General features: G+C 71.1%; 25 protein-coding genes. 22 read left to right on the top strand and 3 right to left on the bottom strand.

Annotated features, from left to right (window positions below; translation table 11 throughout):
- The first annotated feature begins 109 nt into the window (after positions 1–109).
- Positions 110–2,629, top strand: coding sequence for a GTP pyrophosphokinase (gene relA, locus AY578_RS05320; RefSeq protein WP_028961213.1), 2,520 nt, complete (start codon positions 110–112; stop codon positions 2,627–2,629).
- Between the two features lie 166 nt (positions 2,630–2,795).
- On the opposite strand, the gene AY578_RS05315 is transcribed toward relA, so the two are convergent.
- Both AY578_RS05315 and AY578_RS05310 read right to left on the bottom strand, forming a co-directional pair.
- Entirely contained in the window at positions 2,796–4,025 is a 1,230-nt protein-coding gene (locus AY578_RS05315; protein ID WP_136237621.1) for a DUF349 domain-containing protein, read from the bottom strand.
- 137 nt (positions 4,026–4,162) lie between these two features.
- Entirely contained in the window at positions 4,163–4,984 is an 822-nt protein-coding gene (locus tag AY578_RS05310) for a peptidylprolyl isomerase (RefSeq protein WP_028960948.1), read from the bottom strand.
- 183 nt (positions 4,985–5,167) lie between these two features.
- Here AY578_RS05310 and AY578_RS05305 point away from each other — a divergent pair, with 183 nt between their 5' ends.
- The 19 genes from AY578_RS05305 (at position 5,168) to nusB (ending at position 24,103) form a co-directional block, all read left to right on the top strand.
- Entirely contained in the window at positions 5,168–5,878 is a 711-nt protein-coding gene (locus AY578_RS05305) for an MBL fold metallo-hydrolase (RefSeq protein ID WP_136237620.1), read from the top strand.
- A gap of 11 nt (positions 5,879–5,889) precedes the next feature.
- On the top strand, positions 5,890–7,152 hold the full coding sequence (gene hisS / locus AY578_RS05300; protein ID WP_136237619.1) for a histidine--tRNA ligase: 1,263 nt from the start codon (positions 5,890–5,892) through the stop codon (positions 7,150–7,152).
- 265 nt (positions 7,153–7,417) lie between these two features.
- Positions 7,418–8,086, top strand: coding sequence for a vitamin K epoxide reductase family protein (locus tag AY578_RS05295; RefSeq protein ID WP_136237618.1), 669 nt, complete (start codon positions 7,418–7,420; stop codon positions 8,084–8,086).
- Between the two features lie 42 nt (positions 8,087–8,128).
- Complete coding sequence (locus AY578_RS05290; protein WP_028960950.1) at positions 8,129–9,484, top strand: replication-associated recombination protein A; 1,356 nt, start codon at positions 8,129–8,131, stop codon at positions 9,482–9,484.
- A 301-nt stretch (positions 9,485–9,785) separates the two neighbouring features.
- Positions 9,786–10,400 carry a 30S ribosomal protein S4 gene (gene rpsD / locus AY578_RS05285; RefSeq protein ID WP_019523761.1) on the top strand — a complete coding sequence of 205 codons (615 nt, stop codon included), beginning with the start codon at positions 9,786–9,788 and terminating at the stop codon, positions 10,398–10,400.
- A 209-nt stretch (positions 10,401–10,609) separates the two neighbouring features.
- Positions 10,610–11,062 carry a DUF948 domain-containing protein gene (locus AY578_RS05280; protein ID WP_086020138.1) on the top strand — a complete coding sequence of 151 codons (453 nt, stop codon included), beginning with the start codon at positions 10,610–10,612 and terminating at the stop codon, positions 11,060–11,062.
- Between the two features lie 7 nt (positions 11,063–11,069).
- Positions 11,070–11,438 (top strand): hypothetical protein, encoded by a 369-nt coding sequence (locus tag AY578_RS05275; protein WP_019523759.1) that lies wholly within the window; start codon positions 11,070–11,072, stop codon positions 11,436–11,438.
- Positions 11,438–14,110: an alanine--tRNA ligase gene (alaS, locus tag AY578_RS05270; protein ID WP_019523758.1), complete on the top strand. Its 2,673-nt coding sequence runs from the start codon at positions 11,438–11,440 to the stop codon at positions 14,108–14,110. Before AY578_RS05275 ends, alaS begins: the two co-directional genes overlap by 1 nt.
- 35 nt (positions 14,111–14,145) lie before the next feature.
- Entirely contained in the window at positions 14,146–14,610 is a 465-nt protein-coding gene (ruvX, locus tag AY578_RS05265; protein WP_026243667.1) for a Holliday junction resolvase RuvX, read from the top strand.
- 127 nt (positions 14,611–14,737) lie between these two features.
- Entirely contained in the window at positions 14,738–16,471 is a 1,734-nt protein-coding gene (mltG, locus tag AY578_RS05260; RefSeq protein ID WP_258902129.1) for an endolytic transglycosylase MltG, read from the top strand.
- Positions 16,471–17,298: a shikimate dehydrogenase gene (locus tag AY578_RS05255; RefSeq protein ID WP_161232989.1), complete on the top strand. Its 828-nt coding sequence runs from the start codon at positions 16,471–16,473 to the stop codon at positions 17,296–17,298. Before mltG ends, AY578_RS05255 begins: the two co-directional genes overlap by 1 nt.
- 53 nt (positions 17,299–17,351) lie before the next feature.
- Entirely contained in the window at positions 17,352–17,687 is a 336-nt protein-coding gene (locus AY578_RS05250; RefSeq protein WP_028960953.1) for a hypothetical protein, read from the top strand.
- Positions 17,688–17,868: 181 nt separating this feature from the next.
- Entirely contained in the window at positions 17,869–19,053 is a 1,185-nt protein-coding gene (gene aroC, locus AY578_RS05245; RefSeq protein WP_026243666.1) for a chorismate synthase, read from the top strand.
- Entirely contained in the window at positions 19,050–19,562 is a 513-nt protein-coding gene (locus AY578_RS05240; protein WP_019523752.1) for a shikimate kinase, read from the top strand. Before aroC ends, AY578_RS05240 begins: the two co-directional genes overlap by 4 nt.
- The gene (aroB, locus tag AY578_RS05235) at positions 19,559–20,653 is read left to right on the top strand and encodes a 3-dehydroquinate synthase (RefSeq protein ID WP_019523751.1); all 1,095 of its coding nucleotides are present in this window, start codon (positions 19,559–19,561) and stop codon (positions 20,651–20,653) included. Before AY578_RS05240 ends, aroB begins: the two co-directional genes overlap by 4 nt.
- A gap of 132 nt (positions 20,654–20,785) precedes the next feature.
- Positions 20,786–21,631, top strand: coding sequence for a Pro-rich N-terminal domain-containing protein (locus AY578_RS05230; RefSeq protein WP_161108417.1), 846 nt, complete (start codon positions 20,786–20,788; stop codon positions 21,629–21,631).
- Positions 21,632–21,922: 291 nt separating this feature from the next.
- Positions 21,923–23,029: an aminopeptidase P family protein gene (locus tag AY578_RS05225; RefSeq protein WP_019523749.1), complete on the top strand. Its 1,107-nt coding sequence runs from the start codon at positions 21,923–21,925 to the stop codon at positions 23,027–23,029.
- 70 nt (positions 23,030–23,099) lie between these two features.
- Positions 23,100–23,666: an elongation factor P gene (gene efp, locus AY578_RS05220; RefSeq protein ID WP_006131211.1), complete on the top strand. Its 567-nt coding sequence runs from the start codon at positions 23,100–23,102 to the stop codon at positions 23,664–23,666.
- 2 nt (positions 23,667–23,668) lie between these two features.
- Complete coding sequence (gene nusB, locus AY578_RS05215) at positions 23,669–24,103, top strand: transcription antitermination factor NusB (protein WP_019523748.1); 435 nt, start codon at positions 23,669–23,671, stop codon at positions 24,101–24,103.
- Between the two features lie 155 nt (positions 24,104–24,258).
- Here nusB and bldD read toward each other — a convergent pair whose 3' ends face one another.
- The gene (gene bldD, locus AY578_RS05210; RefSeq protein ID WP_006131213.1) at positions 24,259–24,762 is read right to left on the bottom strand and encodes a transcriptional regulator BldD; all 504 of its coding nucleotides are present in this window, start codon (positions 24,760–24,762) and stop codon (positions 24,259–24,261) included.
- A gap of 261 nt (positions 24,763–25,023) precedes the next feature.
- Here bldD and pyrR point away from each other — a divergent pair, with 261 nt between their 5' ends.
- Positions 25,024–25,608 (top strand): bifunctional pyr operon transcriptional regulator/uracil phosphoribosyltransferase PyrR, encoded by a 585-nt coding sequence (gene pyrR / locus AY578_RS05205; RefSeq protein WP_019523747.1) that lies wholly within the window; start codon positions 25,024–25,026, stop codon positions 25,606–25,608.
- 106 nt (positions 25,609–25,714) lie between these two features.
- A complete protein-coding gene (locus AY578_RS05200) occupies positions 25,715–26,710 on the top strand; it encodes an aspartate carbamoyltransferase catalytic subunit (protein ID WP_258902128.1) in 996 nt (331 codons plus the stop codon).
- Positions 26,711–26,715 lie beyond the last annotated feature (5 nt).

Here is a 26,715-nt window from a genome sequence, read left to right as displayed (position 1 = left end):
CCTGTTGACGGTCCTCACACCGCTCCGGAGACGTTCGGCGAGCCCGGGCTCGCTACCATGGGGTCTCCGGAGCCTGACCGGGGACCCGGATCGCGCACGAGGAGCCCTCTTGCCAGACGAGGCCCAGCACCTGACCGCCGCCAAGCCCGAGCCCGCCTCGGCGCCGGCGGCCAAGCCCGCGCCGGACACGCCCCAGGCGAAGAACGACACCCGCGGGCCGGTCCAGCGTGCCCAGGGGGCTCCCGTGGACAAGCCCGAGCAGCCGGCTCCCAAGCCGTCCCCTCCCGAGCGCTCCGCGTCCCGCCCCAACACCGGCCAGCCCCGCTCCGGCTCCTCCAACCGCGTCCGCGCCCGCCTGGCCCGGCTCGGCGTCCAGCGGGCCAACCCGTACAACCCGGTGCTGGAGCCGCTGCTGCGGATCGTCCGCAGCAACGACCCGAAGATCGAGAACGCCACGCTGCGCCAGATCGAGCGGGCCTACCAGGTCGCCGAGCGCTGGCACCGCGGCCAGAAGCGCAAGAGCGGCGACCCGTACATCACGCACCCGCTCGCGGTGACCACCATCCTCGCCGAGCTCGGCATGGACCCGGCCACGCTGATGGCGGGGCTGCTGCACGACACGGTCGAGGACACCGAGTACGGCCTGGAGGACCTGCGCCGCGACTTCGGCGACGTGGTCGCGCTGCTCGTCGACGGCGTCACCAAGCTGGACAAGGTCAAGTTCGGCGAGGCCGCCCAGGCCGAGACCGTGCGCAAGATGGTCGTCGCCATGGCCAAGGACCCCCGCGTCCTGGTCATCAAGCTCGCCGACCGCCTGCACAACATGCGCACCATGCGCTACCTCAAGCGCGAGAAGCAGGAGAAGAAGGCGCGCGAGACCCTGGAGATCTACGCGCCGCTCGCCCACCGCCTGGGCATGAACACCATCAAGTGGGAGCTGGAGGACCTCGCCTTCGCGATCCTCTACCCCAAGATGTACGACGAGATCGTCCGTCTGGTGGCCGAGCGCGCCCCCAAGCGCGACGAGTACCTCGCCATCGTCACCGACGAGGTCCAGCAGGATCTGCGGGCCGCCCGTATCAAGGCGACCGTCACCGGCCGCCCGAAGCACTACTACAGCGTCTACCAGAAGATGATCGTCCGCGGCCGTGACTTCGCGGAGATCTACGACCTGGTGGGCATCCGCGTCCTCGTGGACACCGTCCGCGACTGCTACGCGGCCCTCGGCACGGTGCACGCGCGATGGAACCCGGTCCCCGGCCGGTTCAAGGACTACATCGCGATGCCCAAGTTCAACATGTACCAGTCGCTGCACACGACGGTCATCGGCCCCGGCGGCAAGCCCGTCGAGCTGCAGATCCGCACGTTCGACATGCACCGCCGCGCCGAGTACGGCATCGCCGCGCACTGGAAGTACAAGCAGGAGGCCGTCGCCGGCGCCTCCAAGATCCGCACCGACGCGCCCAAGTCGTCCGGCAAGAGCAAGGACGACCACCTCAACGACATGGCGTGGCTGCGGCAGCTCCTCGACTGGCAGAAGGAGACCGAGGACCCGGGCGAGTTCCTGGAGTCGCTGCGCTTCGACCTCTCGCGCAACGAGGTCTTCGTCTTCACCCCCAAGGGCGACGTCATAGCGCTGCCCGCGGGCGCCACTCCCGTGGACTTCGCGTACGCCGTGCACACCGAGGTCGGTCACCGCACCATAGGCGCCCGGGTCAACGGCCGTCTGGTGCCGCTGGAGTCGACCCTCGACAACGGCGACCTGGTGGAGGTCTTCACCTCCAAGGCGGCCGGCGCGGGCCCCTCCCGCGACTGGCTCGGCTTCGTGAAGTCGCCCCGCGCCCGCAACAAGATCCGCGCCTGGTTCTCCAAGGAGCGCCGCGACGAGGCGATCGAGCAGGGCAAGGACTCCATCGTCCGCGCCATGCGCAAGCAGAACCTGCCCATCCAGCGCATCCTCACCGGCGACTCGCTGGTCACGCTCGCGCACGAGATGCGCTACTCGGACATCTCCGCGCTGTACGCGGCGATCGGCGAGGGGCACGTCTCCGCGCAGAACATCGTGCAGAAGCTGGTGCAGGCCCTCGGGGGCGAGGAGGCGGCCACCGAGGAGATCGACGAGTCGGTCCCGCCCACCCGCAGCCGCCGCAAGCGCCGCTCCAGCGCCGACCCTGGCGTCGTCGTCAAGGGCGTCGAGGACGTGTGGGTCAAGCTGGCCCGCTGCTGCACCCCGGTGCCGGGCGACCCGATCATCGGCTTCGTCACCCGGGGCAGCGGCGTCTCCGTCCACCGCAGCGACTGTGTGAACGTCGACTCGCTGTCCCGTGAGCCGGAGCGGATCCTTGAGGTCGAGTGGGCGCCCACCCAGTCCTCGGTGTTCCTCGTCGCCATCCAGGTCGAGGCCCTCGACCGCTCCCGGCTGCTGTCGGACGTCACACGCGTGCTGTCCGACCAGCACGTCAACATCCTGTCCGCGGCCGTCCAGACCTCCCGCGACCGGGTCGCCACCTCCCGCTTCACCTTCGAGATGGGCGACCCGAAGCATCTGGGCCACGTCCTGAAGGCCGTACGCGGCGTGGAGGGCGTCTACGACGTCTACCGCGTCACCTCGGCCCGCAACCGCGGCTAGGTGTGCTGTCCGGCGGATCACGCCGAGGACGCGGCTGGGTTGCAAGACGCTGCGCCCTTCCCCCGACTTGATCCGCCGGACAGGCCCTATGACGCGGGCAAGACACACGGAAGGGGCGGCCGTACCTCAGGTACGGCGGCCCCTTCGTCGTGCTTGTCGCCTCGGCTCAGCCGCCGAACTCCTGCAGACCCTTCAGGGCCTGGTCCAGCAGGGCCTGGCGGCCCTCCAGCTCGCGCTCCAGCTTCTCCGCCTTCGCGGTGTTGCCCTGCGCGCGGGCCTGCTCGATCTGGTCCTTCAGCTTGTCCACGGCGGCCTGCAGCTGACCGGTCAGACCCTCGGCCCGGGCACGGGCCTCCGGGTTCGTCCGGCGCCACTCGGCCTCCTCGGCCTCCTGGATCGCCCGCTCCACGGCGTGCATCCGGCCCTCGACCTTCGGGCGGGCGTCCCTCGGCACATGGCCGATGGCCTCCCAGCGCTCGTTGATCGCCCGGAACGCGGCCCTGGCGGCCTTCAGATCCGTGACCGGCAGCAGCTTCTCCGCCTCGCCGGCCAGTTCCTCCTTGAGCTTGAGGTTCTCCGCCTGCTCCGCGTCACGCTCCGCGAACACCGAGGAACGGGCCGCGAAGAAGACGTCCTGGGCGCCGCGGAAGCGGTTCCACAGTTCTTCCTCGTGCTCGCGCTGGGCACGGCCCGCGGCCTTCCACTGCGCCATCAGGTCGCGGTACCGGGCCGCGGTCGGGCCCCAGTCCGTCGAACCCGACAGCGCCTCGGCCTCGGCGACCAGCTGCTCCTTGACCCGGCGGGCGTCCTCGCGCTGCGCGTCCAGCTGCGCGAAGTGCTGCTTGCGCCGCTTGGAGAACGCCGACCGCGCGTGCGAGAACCGGTGCCACAGCTCGTCGTCGGACTTGCGGTCCAGCCGCGGCAGCCCCTTCCAGGTGTCCACCAGCGCCCGCAGCCGCTCGCCGGCCGCCCGCCACTGGTCGGACTGCGCCAGCTCCTCGGCCTCGGCGACCAGCGCCTCCTTGGCCTGTCGCGCCTCCTCGGACTGCCGGGCCCGCTGCGCCTTGCGCTCCTCGCGGCGCTTGTCGACCAGCTCCACGAGCTTGTCCAGCCGGACCCTGAGGGCGTCCAGGTCGCCGACCGCGTGATGGGCGTCGACCTGCTCGCGCAGGTGGTCGATCGCGGCCATGGCGTCCTTGGACGACAGGTCGGTGGTCCTCACCCGCTTCTCGAGGAGGCCGATCTCGACAACCAGGCCCTCGTACTTGCGCTCGAAGTAGGCCAGCGCCTCGTCAGGGGAGCCGGCCTGCCAGGAACCGACGACCTTCTCGCCGTCGGCCGTACGCACGTACACGGTCCCCGTCTCGTCGACGCGGCCCCACGGGTCGCTGCTCACAGCGCCTCCTCCACATGATGCCGTCGAGGGGCCTGTGTGCTCCCCCGGGCATCGTCCACAGTTTCGTCACGGCCAACATAGGCGACCGACGGGATGCCTGTCCGCATCCCGCGCGACCGAAATTACGCAGTTGGGGCTCAGGATGCGGTGACGGTCGCCTTGTCGATCACGACCGTCGCGTTGGGCGCCCCGTCGCCGGCCCCGGTGCTCTCCCCGGCGTCGGCGATCTTCTTCAGAACCTTCAGGCCCGCGTCCGAGACGGTGCCGAACGGTGTGTAGTTGGGCGGAAGCTGGCTGTCCTCGTAGACCAGGAAGAACTGGCTGCCGCCACTGTCCTTCTGCCCGGTGTTGGCCATCGCGACCGTGCCCGCCGGGTAGGTGTTGTTCTTGAGGCCGGCGTCCTTCAGGTTCTCGTCCGGGATCGTGTAGCCGGGACCGCCGCTGCCCGTGCCCGTCGGGTCGCCGCACTGCAGGACGTAGATGCCGTCGGTGGTGAGCCGGTGGCACTTGGTGTGGTCGAAATAGCCCTTGCCCGCGAGGAAGTTGAACGAGTTGACCGTGTGCGGGGCCGCCGACGTCTTCAGTGCGACGTCTATCGTCCCGCAGGTTGTCTCGAGCTTCATCGTGTACTTCGCCGACTTGTCGATCGACATCGCCGGCTCCTTCTTCCACGTCTGCTTCCCGACCTCGCCCGGGGCCGGCTTCTCGCACGGGTCCGGGGCCTTCGAGGGCGCCTCGGCCTCCGGCGTGACCTCCGCGGCCGCGTTGGTCTTGTCGTCGTCCTGCTTGAGCACCCCGGTCGTGTACAGCGCGAGGCTGCCGATCAGGGTCACACCGAGCACCGACGCGATGACCGCGTTGCGGACGCGCGCCTTGCGCCGCGCCTCGGTCCGCCGCTGCTGCTGCCGCAAGAACTTCTCCCGGGCGAGCTGACGCCGCCGCTGCTCCTGGCTGACCACCGGGTTCTCTCCTCATGCGTCTCGTGTGCCGGCCGGTACGCGTGCGTGCGTGCGGTGAGCCGACCGCCTGCGTGTGCCCCGTACCGTATATGGGTTCGCTGAGGAATCGGCAGCGCCGGTAGGCTCTGACCACGGGCGCAGCCCGTCGCAAGCCTCCCGTACCGACACAAACGAAGGACGATCGTGCTCATTGCCGGGTTCCCCGCCGGGGCATGGGGGACGAACTGTTATCTCGTCGCCCCCGCCGCCGGCGAGGAGTGCGTGATCATCGACCCGGGCCACCAGGCCGCCGACGGTGTGGCGGAGGCGGTCCGCAAGCACCGGCTGAAGCCCGTCGCCGTCGTCCTCACCCACGGCCACATCGACCACGTCGCCTCGGTGGTCCCGGTCTGCGGCGCGCACGACGTGCCCGCCTGGATCCACCCCGAGGACCGGTACATGATGAGCGACCCGGAGAAGGGTATAGGCCGCGCCATCGGCATGCCGCTCATGGGGGAGCTGACGGTGGGGGAGCCGGACGACGTCAAGGAGCTCACCGACGGCGCCGCGCTGAAGCTGGCGGGTCTGGAGTTCTCCGTCGCGCACGCCCCGGGCCATACCAAGGGGTCGGTGACCTTCAGCCTGCCCGAGTCGGCCGACATCCCGCCGGTCATGTTCTCGGGCGACCTGCTGTTCGCCGGCTCCATCGGACGCACCGACCTGCCCGGCGGTGACATGGCCGAGATGCTCGACTCGCTGGCCCGCGTGTGCCTGCCGCTCGACGACTCGACCGTGGTGCTGTCCGGCCACGGCCCCCAGACCACCATCGGCCAGGAGCGCGCCGCCAACCCCTATCTGCGGCAGGTGGCCGCCGGCCCGGGAGCCCGGACCGAGGCTCCCCGACGAGGAATGTGACGAGACCTTCCGTGAGCACCTTCAAGGCCCCCAAGGGCACCTACGACCTGCTGCCGCCGGACTCCGCCAAGTTCCTGGCGGTCCGTGAGGCGATCGCCGCCCCGCTGCGCGGCTCCGGCTACGGCTACATCGAGACGCCCGGCTTCGAGAACGTCGAGCTCTTCGCGCGCGGTGTCGGCGAGTCCACCGACATCGTGACCAAGGAGATGTACGCCTTCGAGACCAAGGGCGGCGACCGGCTCGCCCTGCGCCCCGAGGGCACCGCCTCCGTGCTGCGCGCCGCGCTGGAGGCCAACCTGCACAAGGCGGGCAACCTCCCGGTCAAGCTCTGGTACTCGGGCTCGTACTACCGCTACGAGCGCCCGCAGAAGGGCCGTTACCGGCACTTCTCGCAGGTCGGCGCCGAGGCGATCGGCGCGGAGGACCCGGCGCTGGACGCCGAGCTGATCATCCTGGCCGACCAGGCGTACCGCTCCCTGGGCCTGCGGAACTTCCGCATCCTGCTCAACAGCCTGGGCGACAAGGAGTGCCGTCCCGTCTACCGGGAGGCCCTGCAGACCTTCCTGCGCGGCCTGGACCTGGACGAGGACACCCTGCGCCGCGCGGAGATCAACCCGCTGCGCGTCCTGGACGACAAGCGCGAGTCGGTGCAGAAGCAGCTCGGCGGCGCCCCGCTGCTGCGCGACTACCTGTGCGACGCCTGCAAGGCGTACCACGAGGAGGTGCGCGAGCTGGTCACGGCGGCGGGCGTGGTCTTCGAGGACGACCCCAAGCTGGTGCGCGGCCTGGACTACTACACCCGCACCACCTTCGAGTTCGTCCACGACGGCCTCGGCTCCCAGTCCGCGGTGGGCGGCGGCGGCCGCTACGACGGCCTGTCCGAGATGATCGGCGGCCCCGCGCTGCCGTCCGTCGGGTGGGCGCTCGGCGTCGACCGCACGGTGCTGGCCCTGGAGGCGGAGGGCGTCGAGCTCGAACTGCCCGCCACCACCAGCGTGTTCGCCGTGCCGCTCGGCGACGAGGCCCGCCGGGTGCTGTTCGCGAAGGTCACCGAGCTGCGCAAGAACGGCGTGGCCGCGGACTTCGCCTTCGGCGGCAAGGGTCTCAAGGCCGCGATGAAGGCGGCCAACCGCTCGGGCGCGCGCTACGCGCTGGTGCTCGGCGAGCGCGACATCGAGCAGGACGTGGTCCAGCTCAAGGACATGGAGTCCGGCGAGCAGACCGCGGTCGGCATGAACGAGATCGTGGCGGAGCTCGAGTCCCGCCTCGGCTGAGACGTCGTCCCGTCCCGGGCGCCGGGTCCCCTTGCGAGGGGCCCGGCGCCCGCGTGCGTCAACGGCACGGATCTCCAGGTCACCCCGCCGGGAGCCCCGGGCCGGACGCGCGTGCGAAGCGCCCGTGAGGACCGGCCGAAACCCCGCACCCGGGGTCGAACGCCCGTGCGTTCTTATGCGGGTCCAACGGCGCGTTCACGGGGCCGTACGGCACAATGACCCCTGCCCGAAGCAGGTCCAGACTCACCAGTGACGGAATCGGCGTATGAGCAGGACGACAGTCAGGGACGTCGACATGGAGCCAGAACCCTCCGCCTCGCAGCAGCGAGCAGCGGACGCACCGCGCACCGAGGGCGCGAGCCGTGCCCTCGCGCTGCTCCTGGTGATCACCGGCGCGGCCGGCGTGCTCGCCGCCTGGGTGATCACGCTCGACAAGTTCAAGCTGCTCGAGGCCAAGGTCAAGGGCGAGACGTTCGTCCCCGGCTGCAGCCTCAACCCCGTCGTCTCCTGCGGCAGCGTCATGGAGAGCGACCAGGCCTCCGTCTTCGGCTTCCCCAACCCGATGCTCGGCCTGGTCACCTACGGCATCGTGGTCTGCGTCGGCATGAGCCTGCTCGCCCGGGCCCGCTTCCCCCGCTGGTACTGGCTCACCTTCAACGCGGGCACCCTCTTCGGCGTCGGCTTCTGCGCCTGGCTGATGGTCCAGTCCCTGTACCGGATCAACGCCCTGTGCCTGTGGTGCTGCCTCGCCTGGGTCGCCACGATCGTCATGTTCTGGTACGTGACCTCCTTCAACGTCCGCAAGGGCTTCCTGCCCGCGCCCTCCTGGCTCAAGAGCTTCTTCGGCGAGTTCACCTGGGTCCTGCCCGTGCTGCACATCGGGATCATCGGCATGCTGATCCTGACCCGCTGGTGGGACTTCTGGACCAGCTGACCGCCAGCCCGGGCTGTCGGCGCGGTGCTTTAGGGTTTCAGCGTGGAGCCCGACCTGTTCACCGCCGCAGCAGAAGAACGCCAGGAGAAGGACCCCGCCGGAAGCCCGCTGGCGGTCCGGATGCGCCCGCGCACCCTCGACGAGGTGGTGGGCCAGCAGCACCTGCTGAAGCCGGGCTCCCCCCTGCGCAGACTGGTCGGCGAGGGCTCCTCGGGCCCCGCGGGACCCTCCTCGGTGATCCTCTGGGGCCCGCCCGGCACGGGCAAGACGACCCTCGCCTACGTGGTCTCCAAGGCCACCAACAAGCGCTTCGTGGAGCTGTCCGCGATCACCGCGGGCGTCAAGGAGGTCCGCGCGGTCATCGACGGCGCCCGCCGCGCCTCCGGCGGGTACGGCCAGGAGACCGTCCTCTTCCTCGACGAGATCCACCGCTTCAGCAAGGCGCAGCAGGACTCCCTGCTCCCCGCCGTGGAGAACCGCTGGGTCACGCTCATCGCCGCGACCACCGAGAACCCCTACTTCTCGGTCATCTCCCCGCTGCTCTCCCGCTCCCTGCTGCTCACCCTCGAGCCGCTCACCGACGACGACGTCCGGGGCCTGCTGAAGCGCGCCCTCACCGACGAGCGGGGCCTCAAGGGCGCCGTCACCCTCCCCGACGACACCGCCGAGCACCTGCTGCGCATCGCCGGCGGGGACGCCCGCCGCGCGCTCACCGCGCTGGAGGCCGCCGCCGGCGCCGCGCTCGACAAGGGCGAGTCCGAGGTGAGCCTGGCGACCCTGGAGGAGACGGTCGACCGGGCCGCCGTGAAGTACGACCGCGACGGCGACCAGCACTACGACGTGGCCAGCGCCCTGATCAAGTCCATCCGCGGCTCCGACGTGGACGCCGCGCTGCACTACCTGGCCCGCATGATCGAGGCCGGCGAGGACCCCCGCTTCATCGCCCGACGCCTGATGATCTCCGCCAGCGAGGACATCGGCCTCGCCGACCCGAACGCCCTGCAGATCGCGGTCGCCGCCGCCCAGGCCGTCGCCATGATCGGCTTCCCCGAGGCCGCCCTCACCCTCAGCCACGCCACCATCGCCCTGGCGCTCGCCCCCAAGTCCAACGCGGCCACCACCGCGATCGGCGCCGCCCTGGAGGACGTCCGCAAGGGACTGGCCGGACCGGTGCCCTCGCATCTGCGCGACAGCCACTACAAGGGCGCCGGCAAGCTCGGCCACGGCAAGGGCTACACCTACCCGCACGACCTGCCCGAGGGCATCGCCGAGCAGCAGTACGCCCCGGACGCCCTGAAGGACCGCGAGTACTACGAGCCGACGCGGCACGGCGCCGAGGCGCGGTACGCGGACGCCGTGGAGTGGACCAGGAAGCACCTCGGTCGCAGGCGGTCCTGAGCACCCTGTAGAATCACGCGAAGTGCTGTGTCCCGTGTCCGGCTCCGGTCGGCGCCTCAGGCGGGACGACCAGCCGGATCTTTCGATCCAGGAGCGTCGCGCACCGTCGTAGGTGTCGCGGGCAGCCCACCACCACCCCGTACGTCCAGGGACCGGTCGGTGGGCCGTTCGTGTGCTGCACGTATGTGCCCAGACCAGGGAGCGGCTGCCTGGCTCGTCCCACGCGGACCTGCCGGGATTCCCGGGCTGCGGATGCGACCTCCCGTAACCCTGAGGCAGCCGAAAAGGAAAAGGAAAAGAAGTGGCGAACCAGTCCCGCCCCAAGGTCAAGAAGTCGCGTGCCCTCGGTATCGCGCTGACCCCGAAGGCCGTCAAGTACTTCGAGGCCCGCCCGTACCCCCCGGGTGAGCACGGCCGTGGCCGCAAGCAGAACTCGGACTACAAGGTCCGTCTGCTGGAGAAGCAGCGTCTGCGCGCGCAGTACGACCTCTCCGAGCGCCAGCTCGTCCGTGCCTACGAGCGCGCCTCCAAGACCTCGATGAAGACCGGCGAGGCCCTGGTCATCGAGCTCGAGCGCCGTCTCGACGCGCTGGTCCTGCGTTCGGGCATCGCCCGCACGATCTACCAGGCCCGCCAGATGGTCACCCACGGCCACATCCAGGTGAACGGCAAGAAGGTCGACAAGCCCTCCTTCCGTGTCCGCCCGGACGACGTCGTGGAGGTCCGCGAGCGCAGCAAGGAGAAGACGCTCTTCACGATCGCTCGTGAGGGTGGCTTCGCCCCCGACGGTGAGATCCCGCGCTACCTCCAGGTGAACCTCAAGGCCCTGGCGTTCCGCCTGGACCGCGAGCCGAACCGCAAGGAGATCCCGGTGATCTGCGACGAGCAGCTCGTCGTCGAGTACTACGCCCGCTGATCCAGCAGGCGCGCGGTATCCCGAGCCCGTCGTCCCTCCGCCCTCCGGGGCGGGGAGGCGGCGGGCTCGTCCTCGCCCGGGCCCCTTCCGCCGCCGTCCGCCGGGACCCGCGCCGTGGCGGACGGTAATCCGGTACGGAGACCCGTCACCGGCGCGATAGGCTCGGTCACACGACTTTCTCGATGTTCAGGCGCGTTTCAAGGGAGCGGGTGCACACAGTGTCCGGTGGCGAGGTGGCCGGAATCCTGGTGGCCGTCTTCTGGGCGATCCTGGTCTCCTTCCTCGCCGTCGCACTGGCGAGGCTGGCCCAGACGCTCCGGGCGACCACCAAGCTGGTGGCGGACGTGACCGACCAGGCCGTCCCGCTGCTGGCGGACGCCTCCACGGCGGTCCGGTCCGCGCAGACCCAGATCGAACGGGTCGACGCGATCGCCTCCGACGTCCAGGAGGTCACCTCCAACGCCTCCGCGCTGTCCACCACCGTGGCCTCCACCTTCGGCGGGCCCCTGGTCAAGGTCGCCGCCTTCGGCTACGGCGTGCGCCGGGCCCTCGGCGGCCGCAAGGAGGACGCGCCGGCCGCCAGGACCCGGCGCGACGTGATCGTGGGCCGCACCGTCCCGGGCGCGCGGCGCGACAAGCGGACCCGGGGAAAGAGGGACTGACCCGACGATGTTCCGCCGTACGTTCTGGTTCACCACCGGCGTCGCCGCCGGCGTGTGGGCCACCACCAAGGTCAACCGCAAGCTCAAGCAGCTCACCCCCGAGCACCTCGCCGTCGCCGCGGCCAACAAGGCGATCGAGGCCGGCGGCCGGCTCAAGGACCGGGCGGTGGACTTCGCCCTCGAGGTCCGCGACCACATGGACCGGCGCGAGGCCGAACTCGGCGACGCGCTCGGGCTGGGCGCCCCCGTCGACCGCGAACTGCCCGCGCCCCGCGGCTACGCCGTGATCGAGAACCGCAACAGCCCCCCGTACGTCGAGGGCCCGAAGAAGTCGACGTACCCGACGTACCCGTACAACCGGAATGAGGACCACTGATGGAGTCGGCCGAGATCCGCCGCCGCTGGCTGAGCTTCTTCGAGGAGCGCGGGCACACCGTCGTCCCGTCGGCGTCGCTCATCGCGGACGACCCGACTCTGCTCCTCGTCCCGGCCGGCATGGTGCCCTTCAAGCCCTACTTCCTCGGCGAGGTCAAGCCGCCCTTCTCCCGCGCCACCAGCGTGCAGAAGTGCGTGCGCACCCCCGACATCGAAGAGGTCGGCAAGACCACCCGCCACGGCACGTTCTTCCAGATGTGCGGCAACTTCTCCTTCGGTGACTACTTCAAGGAGGGCGCCATCAAGCTCGCCTGGGAGCTTCTCACCACACCCCAGGACAAGGGCGGTTACGGCCTCGAGCCGGAGAAGCTCTGGATCACCGTCTACAAGGACGACGACGAGGCCGAGCAGATCTGGCACGAGGTCGTGGGCGTGCCCAAGGAGCGCATCCAGCGCCTGGGCAAGAAGGACAACTTCTGGTCCATGGGCGTCCCCGGCCCCTGCGGCCCCTGCTCCGAGATCAACTACGACCGCGGCCCCGAGTTCGGCGCCGAGGGCGGCCCCGCCGTCAACGACGAGCGGTACGTGGAGATCTGGAACCTCGTCTTCATGCAGTACGTGCGGGGCGAGGGCACCGGCAAGGACGACTTCGAGATCCTCGGCGACCTGCCCAGCAAGAACATCGACACCGGCCTCGGCCTCGAGCGGCTCGCCATGATTCTGCAGGGCGTGCAGAACATGTACGAGATCGACACCTCCATGGCCGTCATCGAGAAGGCCACCGAGCTGACCGGCGTCCGCTACGGCGACGCCCAGAGCTCCGACGTCTCCCTGCGCGTGGTCACCGACCACATGCGCACCGCCACCATGCTCATCGGCGACGGCGTCACCCCCGGCAACGAGGGCCGCGGCTACGTGCTGCGCCGCATCATGCGCCGCGCCATCCGCAACATGCGCCTCCTCGGCGCCACCGGCCCGGTCGTCAAGGACCTCATCGACGTCGTCATCGGCATGATGGGCCAGCAGTACCCGGAGCTGATCACCGACCGCGAGCGCATCGAGAAGGTCGCCCTCGCCGAGGAGAACGCCTTCCTCAAGACGCTGAAGGCCGGCACCAACATCCTCGACACCGCCGTGTCCGAGACCAAGGCCTCCGGCTCCACCGTGCTGCCCGGCGACAAGGCCTTCCTGCTCCACGACACCTGGGGCTTCCCGATCGACCTCACCCTGGAGATGGCCGCCGAGCAGGGCCTCTCCGTGGACGAGGAGGGCTTCCGCCGCCTGATGAAGGAGCAGCGGGAGCGCGCCAAGGCCGACGCCCAGGCCAAGAAGACCGGCCACGCCGACCTCGGCGCCTACCGCGAGATCGCCGACCGGGCCGGCGCCACCGACTTCATCGGCTACACGGACACCGAGGGCGAGTCCACCATCGTCGGCATCCTCGTCAACGGCGTGCCCTCGCCCGCCGCCACCGAGGGCGACGAGGTCGAGATCGTCCTGGACCGCACCCCCTTCTACGCCGAGGGCGGCGGCCAGATCGGCGACACCGGCCGCATCCGCACCGAGTCCGGCGCCGTGATCGAGGTCCGCGACTGCCAGAAGCCCGTACCGGGCGTCTATGTGCACAAGGGCGTCGTCCAGGTCGGCGAGGTCACCGTGGACTCCCGCGCCCACGCCGCCATCGACGACCGCCGGCGCAAGGCCATCGCCCGCGCCCACTCGGCGACCCACCTCACCCACCAGGCCCTGCGGGACGCCCTCGGCCCGACGGCCGCCCAGGCCGGTTCCGAGAACCAGCCCGGCCGGTTCCGCTTCGACTTCGGCTCCCCGTCCGCCGTCCCGCAGACGGTCATGACGGACGTCGAGCAGAAGATCAACGAGGTGCTCGCCCGCGACCTCGACGTGCGCGCCGACATCATGGGCATCGACGAGGCCAAGAAGCAGGGCGCCATCGCCGAGTTCGGCGAGAAGTACGGCGACCGCGTGCGCGTGGTCACCATCGGCGACTTCTCCAAGGAGCTGTGCGGCGGCACCCACGTGCACAACACCGCCCAGCTGGGCCTGGTGAAGCTGCTCGGCGAGTCCTCCATCGGCTCCGGCGTGCGCCGCATCGAGGCCCTCGTCGGCGTGGACGCCTACAACTTCCTCGCCCGGGAGCACACGGTCGTCAACCAGCTCACCGAGCTGCTCAAGGGCCGCGCCGAGGAGCTGCCCGAGAAGGTCTCCGCCATGCTCGGCCGGCTCAAGGACGCCGAGAAGGAGATCGAGAAGTTCCGCGCCGAGAAGGTGCTCCAGGCCGCCGCCGGCCTCGCCGAGTCCGCCAAGGACATCAGGGGCGTCGCCGTGGTCACCGGCCAGGTCCCGGACGGCACCACCGCCGACGACCTGCGCAAGCTGGTGCTCGACGTGCGCGGCCGCATCCAGGGCGGACGGCCCGCCGTCGTCGCCCTGTTCAGCACGGTCAACGGCAAGCCGCTCACCGTCATCGCCACCAACGAGGCCGCCCGCGAGCGCGGACTCAAGGCCGGCGAGCTGGTGCGCACCGCCGCCAGGACCCTCGGCGGCGGCGGTGGCGGCAAGCCGGACGTCGCCCAGGGCGGCGGCCAGAACCCGGCCGCCGTCGGCGAGGCCATCGACGCGGTGGAGCGTCTCGTGGCGGACACCGCCAAGTGAACGGTCCCGCGCACGAGCAGGCGGACGGCCCGGCCATGCGCCGCGGCCGCCGCCTGGCGGTCGACGTCGGGGACGCCCGGATCGGGGTCGCCTCCTGCGACCCCGACGGCATCCTCGCCACCCCGGTCGAGACCGTCCCCGGCCGGGACGTCCCGGCCGCGCACCGCAGGCTGAGGCAGCTCGTCGAGGAGTACGAACCCATCGAGGTCGTCGTCGGTCTCCCTCGCTCCCTCAAGGGGGGCGAGGGCCCCGCCGCCGCCAAAGTCCGCGGCTTCGCGCAGGAGATGGCACGCGTGATCGCGCCGGTCCCGGTGCGGCTCGTGGACGAGCGCATGACCACGGTGACGGCCAGTCAGGGACTGCGCGCCTCGGGCGTGAAGTCCAAGAAGGGGCGCTCCGTCATCGACCAGGCCGCCGCTGTGATCATCCTCCAGCAGGCACTCGAATCCGAACGGGTGTCAGGCAGACCACCCGGCGAGGGCGTCGAAGTGGTCATCTGATCGCGATACGGTAACGTTCCGCGCGATGCGGGCGGTGTTCGAACAGCCGCCGCACAGAGAGAGGCGGAACGCACGCCTTGGTCTTCAGGTGGCCGGGCTGCCGCCGCCTCGCGGCTCTAGGGGATCGATGACTGAGTATGGCCGGGGCCAAGGCTCCGAACCGTGGCATCCGGACGACCCGTTGTACGGGGACGGCGGATGGGGAGGACAGCAGGCCGCCCAGCAGGCCCAGCAGTCCTACGGCGGCCAGCAGCAGTACCCGCAGCAGCCGCAGCAGCAGTACGGCGACTGGGGCACGGGTGATCAGCAGGGGTACGGCGACCAGTCGTACCCGCAGTACGACCAGTACGACCAGTACGGTCAGCAGTACGCGCCTCAGCAGCCGCAGCACCAGCAGCACCCGCATCAGCACCAGGCGCCTCAGCAGCACCCGCAGCAGCAGTACGACCAGAACGGCTGGCCGACGGGCTCCTATCCCCAGGACCCGTACGCCGGCGGCCCGCAGGACCCGTACGCACAGCAGCCCGCGCCCTACGGCGGCCAGCAGTCCGACTACTACGGCACCCCCGAGGCCTACCCGCCGCCCGAGCCCCCGGGCCGGCGGCGGCCCGAGCCGGAGCGCGGGCCCGAACCGCAGACCGACTGGGACCCGGGACCCGATCAGGGCGAACACGCGTTCTTCGCCGGTGACGACGAGGACGGCCGCGACGACGAGCCCGACCGGCGCGGACGCGGCGAGCGCCGGGGCGGCGGGGACCGCAGGGGCGGCGGCAAGGAGAAGAAGCGGCGCAGCGGACTGGCCTGCCTCGTGGTCGTCGCCGTCTTCGGCGGCGGACTGGCCGGGGTGAGCTACTTCGGTTACCAGTTCTACCAGGATCGTTTCGGCAGCGCCCCGGACTTCGCGGGCTCCGGTAACGGCGAGCAGGTCACCGTCACCATCCCCAAGGGCTCCGGCGGCTACGCCATCGGCCAGGTGCTCAAGAAGATGGGCGTCGTCAAGAGCGTCGACGCGTTCGTCGCGGCCCAGGCGGCCAACCCGGACGGCAAGAGCATCCAGGACGGCGTCTACACGCTCCAGAAGGAGATGTCGGCGGCGAGCGCGGTCGAACTGATGCTCAGCCCGAAGAGCCGCAACAACCTGATCATCGCCGAGGGCAAGCGCAACGCCGCCGTCTACGAGATGATCGACGCACGCCTCGAGGTCAAGAAGGGCACCACGGCCAAGGTCGCCGAGACCAAGTGGAAGACCTTCGGACTGCCCGACTGGGCCATGAACCACCCGGACGTGAAGGACCCGCTCGAAGGGTTCCTCTTCCCCTCCAGCTACGCCGTCGCGAAGGGGCAGAAGCCGGAGGACGTGCTCAAGCAGATGGTGGCTCGTGCCACCGAGAAGTACGAGTCCCTGGGCTTCGAGACCAAGTCGAAGAGCCTCGGCCTGGAGGGGCCGTGGGAACTGGTGACGGTGGCCAGCCTGGTGCAGGCGGAGGGCAAGACGCACGACGACTTCCGCAAGATGTCGGAGGTCGTCTACAACCGGCTGAAGCCGACGAACACGGAGACGAACCAGAAGCTCCAGTTCGACTCCACGTTCAACTACCTCCTGGGCCAGAGCGAGATCGACATCTCCGAGTCGGAGATCAACAGCAACCCCGACCCGTACAACACGTACACGAACAAGGGTCTGCCGCCCGGTCCGATCGGCAACCCGGGCGAAGAGGCGCTGCAGGCCGCGCTGAAACCGACCAGGGACGGCTGGATGTACTTCGTGGCCACGGACGGCATGGACAAGACCGAGTTCGCCAAGACCATCGCCGAGCACCAGAGGCTCGTCGACAAGTTCAACGCGTCGAGGGGGAACTGATGCCGGGCGCCCGCCGTGCCGCCGTGCTCGGCTCCCCGATCGCCCACTCCCTCTCGCCCGTCCTGCACCGCGCCGCCTACGCCGAGCTGGGCCTGGAGGGCTGGACGTACGACCGGTTCGAGGTCGACGAGAAGGCGCTGCCCGGGTTCTTCGAGACTCTCGGTCCGGAGTGGGCGGGGCTGTCGCTGACCATGCCGCTGAAGCGGGCCGTCATCCCGCTGCTCGACGGGATCAGCGAGACCGCGGCCTCCGTCGACGCGGTCAACACGGTCGTCTTCACCGAGGACGGCCGCCGCACCGGCGACAACACCGACATCCCCGGCATGGTCGCCGCCCTGCACGAGCACGGCATCGACAAGGTCGACACCGCCGCGATCCTCGGTGCCGGCGCCACCGCCTCCTCCGCGCTCGCCGCGCTGTCCCGCGTCTGCACCGGGGAGATCGTCGTCCACGTACGCAGCAAGGCCCGCGCCGACGAGATGCGGGAGTGGGCGGAACGCCTCGACGTCACCGTGCGGATCGCCTCGTGGGACGACGCCGCGGAGGCTCTGCACGCCCCGCTGGTCGTCAGCACCACCCCCGCCGGCGTCACCGACGCCCTCGCCCACGCCGTGCCCGAGCGCCCGGCGGCCCTGTTCGACGTGCTGTACGACCCGTGGCCGACGGTCCTCGCGGCCCGCTGGTCCGCGTACGGCGGTGCGGTGGTCAGCGGGCTCGACCTGCTGGTGCACCAGGCGGTGCTCCAGGTGGAGCAGATGACCGGCCGCTCCCCGGCCCCGCTGGAGGCCATGCGCCGCGCGGGCGAAAAGGCCCTGGCCGCCCGGTAGGATCCCTCAGCGTTCCGCAGGGGGCGGAACTCCGGGGGAGGGGACCCTTTTTCATGTCCGCAGGCGTGCCGCTGGCGTCCTGGAAGACGCAGATTTTCGAGTCGCTGCTGGGCTTTCTGCCCGACTGGGTGCAGATCACCGTGCTGGCGCTGGTGGTGCTCGCCGTCCTGACGAGCTGGGTGCTGAAACTCAAGCGCCGGATCGCCGCCCGCCGCGCCCTGCGTGCGGGCGCGCCCGTCCACGCGCAGGGGAGCGGGGCCGATTTCCTCGGCCCGTACGCCCCGCGGAACCAAGCAGGCGGGACCGCCCACCCGGGCGGCCGCGAGCCCAGCGGAGCCGACTTCCTCGGCGCCTACGCCCCGCGGCGTGAGGACGGCGGGCGGGGCTGATCACCGCGGCCGCCTGGTGATCCGAGTCGTCCGTCAGGTGGACCGGCGGCCGGACACGGCGCCCGACGTGGGAGGATCGGAGGACGGCGGACCGGGACCCGCGCACCCCGTCCCGCCGCGCGCGCACGCGAACACGAGCGTGCGCAGGGCAGTACCGGGGCGCGAACACGGAGGAGCACCGTTGAGCAGGTTGCGCTGGCTGACCGCGGGGGAGTCCCACGGTCCCGCACTCGTCGCGACGCTGGAGGGCCTTCCCGCCGGCGTGCCGATCACCACGGACATGGTGGCGGACCACCTGGCGAGGCGGCGGCTCGGCTACGGTCGCGGTGCCCGGATGAAGTTCGAGCGGGACGAGGTCACGTTCCTGGGCGGCGTCCGGCACGGACTGACCCTGGGCTCGCCGGTCGCGATCATGGTGGGCAACACCGAGTGGCCGAAGTGGGAGCAGGTCATGGCGGCCGACCCGGTCGACCCGGAGGTGCTGGCCGGCCTCGCGCGCAACGCGCCGCTGACCCGCCCGCGCCCCGGCCACGCCGACCTCGCCGGCATGCAGAAGTACGGCTTCGACGAGGCCCGTCCGATCCTGGAGCGCGCCTCCGCCCGCGAGACCGCCGCCCGTGTGGCGCTGGGCGCGGTGGCCCGCTCGTACCTCAAGGAGACGGCCGGCATCGAGATCGTCTCCCACGTCGTCGAGCTGTGCTCGGTGAAGGCGCCGCAGGGCGTGTACCCGACGCCGGCCGACGTGGAGAAGCTGGACGCCGACCCGCTGCGCTGCCTGGACGCGGACACGTCGAAGGCGATGGTCGCCGAGGTCGACCAGGCGCACAAGGACGGCGACACCCTCGGCGGCGTCGTCGAGGTGCTGGCCTACGGCGTCCCCGTGGGCCTCGGCTCGCACGTGCACTGGGACCGCAAGCTGGACGCCCGCCTGGCCGGAGCCCTCATGGGGATCCAGGCCATCAAGGGCGTCGAGATCGGCGACGGCTTCGAGCTGGCCCGCGTGCCCGGCTCCAAGGCGCACGACGAGATCGTCAACACCCCCGACGGCATCAAGCGGGTCTCCGGCCGGGCCGGCGGCACCGAGGGCGGCCTGTCCACCGGCGAGCTGCTGCGCGTCCGCGCCGCGATGAAGCCCATCGCCACCGTGCCGCGCGCACTGAAGACCGTGGACGTCACCACCGGCGAGGCCGCGCAGGCCCACCACCAGCGCTCCGACGTCTCCGCCGTCCCGGCGGCCGGCATCGTCGCCGAGGCCATGGTCGCCCTGGTGCTGGCGGACGCGGTCGCGGAGAAGTTCGGCGGCGACAGCGTCACCGAGACCCGCCGCAACGTCACCTCGTACCTCGACAACCTGGCGATCCGGTGAGCCCGCGGCTCGTCCTGACCGGCCCGATGGGCGTCGGCAAGTCCACCGTCGGGCAGCTCCTCGCCGAGCGTCTCGGCGTCGGCTACCGGGACACCGACGACGACATCGTCGCCGCCGAGGGCCGCGAGATCTCCGACATCTTCGTCGAGGACGGCGAGCCCGCCTTCCGCGCCCTGGAGAAGGCGGCCGTGCGGCAGGCGCTCGCCTCGCACGACGGCGTCCTCTCCCTGGGCGGCGGCGCGATCCTCGACGCGGACACCCGCGCGCTGCTCGCCGGGGAGCGGGTCGTCTACCTGTCGATGGACGTCGAGGAGGCGGTCCGCCGCACCGGCCTCGGCGCCGCCCGCCCGCTCCTCGCGGTCAACCCGCGCAGGCAGTGGCGCGAGCTGATGGAGGCCCGCCGCCCTCTGTACGAGGAGACCGCGACGGCCGTCGTGCCGACCGACGGCCGTACGCCCGAAGAGGTCGCCGAGGCGGTCCTTGACGCACTGGAGCTGAAGGAAGCATGAGCAACGAGGCAGTGACCCGCATCCACGTCGCGGGAACGGCGGGCACCGAGCCGTACGACGTCCTGGTCGGCCGGCAGCTGCTCGACGAACTCCCCGGCCTGATCGGCGACGGCGTCCAGCGGGTGGCCGTCATTCACCCCGAGGCGCTCGCCGAGACCGGTGAGGCGCTCCGCGCCGACCTCGCCGGGCAGGGCTACGAGGCCGTCGCCATCCAGGTGCCGAACGCCGAGGAGGCCAAGACCGCCGAGGTCGCCGCCTACTGCTGGAAGGCGCTCGGCCAGTCCGGCTTCACCCGCACCGACGTCGTCGTCGGCGTCGGCGGCGGCGCCACCACCGACCTGGCCGGCTTCGTCGCCGCGACCTGGCTGCGGGGCGTGCGCTGGATCGCCGTGCCGACCACCGTGCTGGGCATGGTCGACGCGGCCGTGGGCGGCAAGACGGGCATCAACACCGCCGAGGGCAAGAACCTCGTCGGCGCCTTCCACCCGCCCGCCGGTGTCCTCTGCGACCTCGCCGCCCTCGACTCCCTCCCGGTCCACGACTACGTCTCCGGGCTCGCCGAGGTCGTCAAGGCCGGCTTCATCGCCGACCCGGTGATCCTCGACCTGATCGAGTCCGACCCCGAGGCCGCCCGCACCCCGGCCGGACCGCACACCGCCGAGCTGATCGAACGCTCGATCAGGGTGAAGGCCGACGTGGTCTCCAGCGACCTCAAGGAGTCCGGCCTCCGCGAGATCCTCAACTACGGCCACACCCTCGGCCACGCCATCGAGAAGAACGAGCGGTACAAGTGGCGCCACGGCGCCGCCGTCGCCGTCGGCATGCACTTCGCCGCCGAACTCGGCCGCCTCGCCGGCCGCCTGGACGACGCCACCGCCGACCGCCACCGCACGGTCCTCCAGTCCCTCGGGCTGCCGCTGCACTACCGCCACGACCAGTGGCCCAAGCTGGTCGAGAACATGAAGGTCGACAAGAAGTCCCGCGGCAACCTGCTGCGCTTCGTCGTCCTCGACGGGCTCGCCAAGCCCACCGTGCTGGAGGGCCCCGACCCGGCCGTCCTGCTCGCCGCCTACGGCGAGGTGGGGCAGTAGCCGCCTGACGGGCACTCATCACCGCCCCCGGCCGTTCACACAACGGCGGCAGGGGGCGGTACCGTTCGGTAACGCGGGGACGGCCCCCCGCTGTCAGTGACCCATTGCCTGTACGAGACGGAGTGGCACCGGATGCAGCACGCAGTGGGTTCTCCGCTGCCGCCGCCCCACCAGCCGGGGCACGGACCGGCCGCCGGCTGGTCACCGGCCGCGCACCACCCAGGTCAGCATCAGCAGCAGGGCCCCGCGGCCCCGGCGCACACCCAGCCTCCCGGCTACCCGGCGCCCCCGCCCCCGGCGGGCCCCCAGCACGCCTCCATGTCCCCGCCGCCGGACGCCACCGGCCATGTCACGCTGCCGCCCGGCGGCCCGGTCGGCATACCGAGCGTGCCGCAGGCCCCGGCGACCCCCGACCCGACCGCGACGACCCTCGCCGTGCTGCTCATCGGCCCCGCGGGCGCCGGCAAGACGAGCGTCGCCAAGTACTGGGCGGACCACCGCCGTGTGCCCACGGCGCACATCAGCCTCGACGACGTCCGCGAATGGGTCCGCTCCGGCTTCGCCGACCCGCAGACCGGCTGGAACGACAACTCCGAGGCGCAGTACCGCCTGGCCCGCCGCACCTGCGGCTTCGCCGCCCGCAACTTCCTGGCCAACGGCATCTCCTGCATCCTCGACGACGCGGTCTTCCCCGACCGCCCGGTCGTCGGCCTCGGCGGCTGGAAGCGGCACGTCGGACCCGGCCTGCTGCCCGTCGTCCTCCTGCCCGGCCTGGACGTCGTCCTGGAGCGCAACGCGGAGCGCACCGGCAACCGCCGCCTCGGCGACGAGGAGGTGGCCCGCATCCACGGCCGCATGGCCGGCTGGTACGGCTCGGGGCTGCCGATCATCGACAACTCCCAGCTGGACGTGCCGGAGACGGCCCGCGTCCTCGACGACGTCCTCACCCGGGCGATCGCCAGCCCCCCGAAGTGGTGACACGCGTCTCTTAGGGCCTGTCCGGCGGATCACGCCGAGGACGCGGGGTCTGGCACGCCCATCTGCGGCGTTGTCGTCACTCGCCGACGCTCCGCGTCGACTCCCTCCTCCGCCTTGCAGCTGGACGCACCAGACCCCGCTCACCTGGGTTGCAAGACGCTGCGCCTTTCCCCCGACTTGATCCGCCGGACAGGCCCTGGGGGTCGCGGACCCCGGCGCGGGGCGGCCGCGCTGCCCCCGGTCGGCCCCGCTCGACCGGCGACATCCCGCCGCCGCTCCTACGCTCGAACCATGTCTGAGGTCTACGCGGTCCGCCGGACGCGCCTCCGGGAACGCTGCAACGCGAGCGGCAGCACCGCCGCGCTGGTGTCCCGGCCCGCCAACGTCCGCTACCTGTCCGGCGCCGCCCCCGAGAACGCCGTGCTGCTGCTCGGCAGGACCGAGGACGTACTGGTGTGCGCGGAGCCCCCGGACGACCGCGTCCCGCACAACCGTCCCGACGAGGCGCTGCGTCTGCACGTCATGACCGGCATCGGCGGCGACCCCGCCGTGGAGGCCGCGAACCTCGCGGTCGCCCAGGGCGTCGACGCGCTCGCCGTCGAGGAGCACCACCTCACCGTCACCCGGCACCGCGCGATCCGCGACCTCGCCCCACGGCTGCGCCTCACCGGCGTCGGCGGCGCGGTCGAACAGCTGCGTGTGGTCAAGGACGAGGAGGAGATCTCCTGTCTCCGCATCGGCGCGGAGATCGCCGACCAGGCCCTGGGCGAACTCCTGGAGTCCATCCTGGTCGGCCGCACCGAACGCCACCTCGCCCTGGAGCTGGAGCGCCGCCTCGTCGACCACGGCGCCGACGGCCCTGCCTTCCCCACCTCCGTCGCCACCGGACCCCACGCCGGACGCCCCGGTCACCGCCCCACCGACCGGCGGGTGGAGGAGGGCGACTTCCTCTCCGTCTGCCTCGGCGCCACCTACCGCGGCTACCGCTGCGAGATCGGCCGTACCTTCGTCATCGGCACGGCCCCGGCCGACTGGCAGATCGAGCTGTACGACCTGGTGTTCTCCGCCCAGCGCGCGGGACGCGAGTTCCTGGCGCCCGGCGCCGCATGCCGTGACGTGGACCGTGCGGCCCGCCAGGTGCTGGACTCCGCCGGGTACGCGGAGGCGCTTCCCGTCGTCACAGGTCACGGCGTCGGACTGGAAATCGACGAGGACCCTCAATTGACCCCCGCGGCCATGGGTAAACTGGACGCTTGCGTGCCGGTCACCGTCGAGCCGGGGGTCCACCTCCCCGGCCGGGGCGGCGTCCGGATCGATGACACGCTCGTCGTGCGCCCCGAGGCGGACGGCGGACCCGAGCTACTCACCATCACGACCAAGGAGCTGCTCGCGCTCTGACCTCGCGCAGTGCGCCTGCCCTCGCCCCGGCCGTCGTCCACGTCAGTCCAGTCCAGGAGATTCCGCAACCGTGGCTTCCACGAACGACCTCAAGAACGGCATGGTGCTCAAGCTCGAAGGCGGCCAGCTCTGGTCCGTCGTCGAGTTCCAGCACGTCAAGCCCGGCAAGGGCCCGGCCTTCGTGCGCACCAAGCTCAAGAACGTGCTCTCCGGCAAGGTCGTCGACAAGACCTTCAACGCCGGCGTCAAGGTCGAAACGGCCACCGTCGACAAGCGCGACATGCAGTTCTCCTACATGGACGGCGACTACTTCGTCTTCATGGACATGGAGACCTACGACCAGCTCATGGTCGACCGCAAGGCCGTCGGCGACGCCGCCAACTTCCTCGTCGAGGGCTTCACCGCCACCGTCGCGCAGCACGAGGGCGAGGTGCTCTTCGTCGAGCTGCCGGCCGCCGTCGAGCTGACGATCCAGGAGACCGAGCCGGGCGTCCAGGGCGACCGCTCCACCGGCGGCACCAAGCCCGCCACGCTGGAGACCGGCCACCAGATCCAGGTCCCGCTCTTCATCACCACCGGTGAGAAGATCAAGGTCGACACCCGTACGAGCGACTACCTCGGCCGGGTGAACAGCTAACCGTGGCTGCCCGCAACACGGCCCGCAAGCGCGCCTTCCAGATCATCTTCGAGGGCGACCAGCGCGGCACCGAGGTCCTGACGGTCCTCGCCGACTGGATCCGGCACTCCCGGACCGACCCCCGGCAGCCGCCGGTGAGCGAGTACACGATGCAGCTCGTCGAGGGCTACGCGGAGCACGCGAAGCGCATCGACGAGCTGATCGCCCAGTACTCGGTCGGCTGGACGCTCGACCGGATGCCCGTGGTGGACCGCAGCATCCTGCGGCTCGGCGCGTACGAGCTGATCTGGGTCGACGAGACCCCGGACGCGGTCGTGCTGGACGAGATGGTGCAGCTGGCGAAGGAGTTCTCCACGGACGAGTCCCCCTCGTTCGTCAACGGCCTGCTGGGCCGCCTGAAGGAACTCAAGCCCTCCCTTCGCCGCGACGAGCAGTAGAGCGCCCCGTCAGGGGCACGGGGAACTGCGCGCTCAGCCCCGAACGGCCCGCGGCCGACATCCGGCCGCAGCCGGCAGACGAAAAAACCGCCGGGGTGCCGGAACCCAAAGGTTCCGGCACCCCGGCGGCACGTTTCTGCGCCCCCGCGGAGCGCCTACGCGTCCTCGTGGGACGCCACCGCACGCCGTGCGTCCGCGTCCAGCACGCCCCAGCTGATGAGCTGCTCGGTGAGGACCGAGGGCGACTGGTCGTAGATCACGGCGAGGGTGCGCAGGTCGTCCTGGCGGATCGACAGCACCTTGCCGTTGTAGTCACCGCGCTGCGACTGGATCGTCGCCGCGTAGCGCTGCAGAGGGCCCGCCTTCTCGGCCGGCACCGTGGCCAGCCGCTCCAGGTCCAGGACCAGCTTCGGCGGCGGCTCGGCGGCGCCGCCCGGGGTCGTGCCCGGCAGCAGCTCCTGCACCGGGACGCCGTAGAAGTCCGCCAGCTCCGCAAGGCGCTGTACGGTCACGGCGCGGTCGCCGCGCTCGTACGAACCGACCACGACCGCCTTCCAGCGGCCCTGGGACTTCTCCTCGACACCGTGGAGGGAAAGGCCCTGCTGGGTGCGGATCGCCCGGAGCTTGGCCCCGAGCTGTTTGGCGTATTCGCTGGACATATAGCTCCCCGGCACTGTGTCGACGCGGATGGCTGGATTCCATGCCGCGCGGCTGGTAACTCACTGTGAGGTTACGCAGCGTTACTCTCGTGCGTCAAGCCGAATGGTCCACACCGACTCTTCCGTGGTAGCGAAGATCGGTTGCTCCATACGGGTGATCGGGGGTGTCGCTGCGGCCGGAAAACGACCTGCTAGCCTGGGGGCGCAATCCGACGTCCTTTAAGGTCCGTCCCGTGAGGCGGAGAAGGAGGTCCGTTTCGTATGGACACGCACGATCCGCAACCGCCGCCCGCGTCGCAGGCGGACGCACGGCCCGTTCTCGAGGCCCCCGACATCGCCCGGGTCATGACCCGCATCGCCCACGAGATCGTCGAACGCGCCAAGGGCGCCGACGACGTGGTGCTCCTCGGCATTCCGACGCGAGGCGTCTTCCTCGCCCGGCGGCTCGCCGACAAGCTCGAGCAGATCACCGAGCGCAAGGTCCCGGTCGGCTCGCTCGACATCACCATGTACCGCGACGACCTGCGCCTGCAGCCGCCGCGCGCCCTGGCCCGCACCGAGATCCCCGGTGACGGCATCGACGGCAAGCTGGTCGTCCTCGTCGACGACGTGCTCTTCTCCGGCCGCACCATCCGCGCCGCCCTCGACGCGCTGAACGACATCGGCCGCCCCCGCGCGGTCCAGCTGGCCGTGCTCGTCGACCGCGGCCACCGCGAACTGCCCATCCGCGCCGACTACGTCGGCAAGAACCTCCCCACGTCGCTGCGGGAGACGGTCAAGGTCCTGCTCGCCGAGGAGGACGGCCGCGACACCGTGCTGCTCGGAGCCAAGCAGACCCCCCAGTAGCACCGCGAAGCGCGCGCCGGACAGGTGTGCGCCGGCGCGGCACGCCCACGCGCGTACCCGTCTGCCCGATTTCGCCTCTTTGAACTGCCTTTACGGAGCCTGACAGATGCAGCGTCATCTCATCTCGGCCGCCGACCTCACCCGCGACGACGCCGTCCTCATCCTCGACACCGCCGAGGAGATGGCCCGGGTGGCCGACCGGCCGATCAAGAAACTTCCCACCCTGCGCGGACGTACCGTCGTCAACCTCTTCTTCGAGGACTCCACCCGCACCCGGATCTCCTTCGAGGCCGCCGAGAAGCGGCTGTCCGCGGACGTCATCAACTTCTCCGCCAAGGGCTCCAGCGTCTCCAAGGGCGAGTCCCTCAAGGACACCGCCCAGACCCTGGAGGCCATGGGCGTCGACGCGGTCGTCATCCGGCACGGCGCCTCCGGCGCCCCCTATCGGCTCGCCACCTCCGGCTGGATCGACGCGCACGTCATCAACGCCGGCGACGGCACCCACCAGCACCCCACCCAGGCGCTGCTCGACGCCCTCACCATGCGCCGCCGGCTCGTCGGCCGGGACGCCGGGCTCGGCCAGGACCTGAACGGCCGCCGCATCACCCTCGTCGGCGACGTCCTGCACAGCCGGGTCGCCCGCTCCAACGTCGACCTGCTGCACACCCTCGGCGCCGAGGTCACCCTCGTCGCCCCGCCCACCCTGCTCCCGGTCGGCGTCGAGACCTGGCCCTGCGAGGTCTCCTACGACCTGGACTCCACGCTGCCCAAGTCCGACGCCGTGATGATGCTGCGCGTCCAGCGCGAGCGGATGAACGCCGCGTTCTTCCCCACCGAGCGCGAGTACTCCCGCCGCTACGGCCTCGACGGCGACCGCATGGCGCGGATGCCGGAGCACGCCATCGTCATGCACCCCGGCCCGATGGTCCGCGGCATGGAGATCACCGCCGAGGTCGCCGACTCCGACCGGTGCACCGTCGTCGAGCAGGTCGCCAACGGCGTCTCCATCCGGATGGCCGTCCTGTACCTGCTGCTCGGCGGAGCCGAGTTCCAGACCCCGAGCACGCCCGCCGCCCCCGCCCGTACCGCCGAGGAGAGCTGACAACG

The organism is Streptomyces thermocarboxydus, from assembly GCF_024760485.1.
Taxonomy (GTDB): Bacteria; Actinomycetota; Actinomycetes; order Streptomycetales; family Streptomycetaceae; genus Streptomyces; species Streptomyces cellulosae.
The sequence above is the reverse complement of the archived record's forward strand: the minus strand, read 5'-3'. Positions and strand labels throughout refer to the sequence as shown.

What these genes read in the sequence shown, in the direction of transcription:
- mltG (WP_258902129.1), top strand. Translation starts at nt 14,738, where the DNA reads ATGACTGAGTATGGCCGGGGCCAAGGCTCCGAACCGTGGCATCCGGAC.
- AY578_RS05200 (WP_258902128.1), top strand. Translation starts at nt 25,715, where the DNA reads ATGCAGCGTCATCTCATCTCGGCCGCCGACCTCACCCGCGACGACGCC.
- AY578_RS05225 (WP_019523749.1), top strand. Translation starts at nt 21,923, where the DNA reads ATGTCTGAGGTCTACGCGGTCCGCCGGACGCGCCTCCGGGAACGCTGC.
- AY578_RS05295 (WP_136237618.1), top strand. Translation starts at nt 7,418, where the DNA reads ATGAGCAGGACGACAGTCAGGGACGTCGACATGGAGCCAGAACCCTCC.
- bldD (WP_006131213.1), bottom strand. Translation starts at nt 24,762, where the DNA reads ATGTCCAGCGAATACGCCAAACAGCTCGGGGCCAAGCTCCGGGCGATC.
- pyrR (WP_019523747.1), top strand. Translation starts at nt 25,024, where the DNA reads ATGGACACGCACGATCCGCAACCGCCGCCCGCGTCGCAGGCGGACGCA.
- AY578_RS05275 (WP_019523759.1), top strand. Translation starts at nt 11,070, where the DNA reads ATGTTCCGCCGTACGTTCTGGTTCACCACCGGCGTCGCCGCCGGCGTG.
- aroB (WP_019523751.1), top strand. Translation starts at nt 19,559, where the DNA reads ATGAGCAACGAGGCAGTGACCCGCATCCACGTCGCGGGAACGGCGGGC.
- AY578_RS05250 (WP_028960953.1), top strand. Translation starts at nt 17,352, where the DNA reads ATGTCCGCAGGCGTGCCGCTGGCGTCCTGGAAGACGCAGATTTTCGAG.
- alaS (WP_019523758.1), top strand. Translation starts at nt 11,438, where the DNA reads ATGGAGTCGGCCGAGATCCGCCGCCGCTGGCTGAGCTTCTTCGAGGAG.
- ruvX (WP_026243667.1), top strand. Translation starts at nt 14,146, where the DNA reads ATGCGCCGCGGCCGCCGCCTGGCGGTCGACGTCGGGGACGCCCGGATC.
- AY578_RS05230 (WP_161108417.1), top strand. Translation starts at nt 20,786, where the DNA reads ATGCAGCACGCAGTGGGTTCTCCGCTGCCGCCGCCCCACCAGCCGGGG.
- AY578_RS05255 (WP_161232989.1), top strand. Translation starts at nt 16,471, where the DNA reads ATGCCGGGCGCCCGCCGTGCCGCCGTGCTCGGCTCCCCGATCGCCCAC.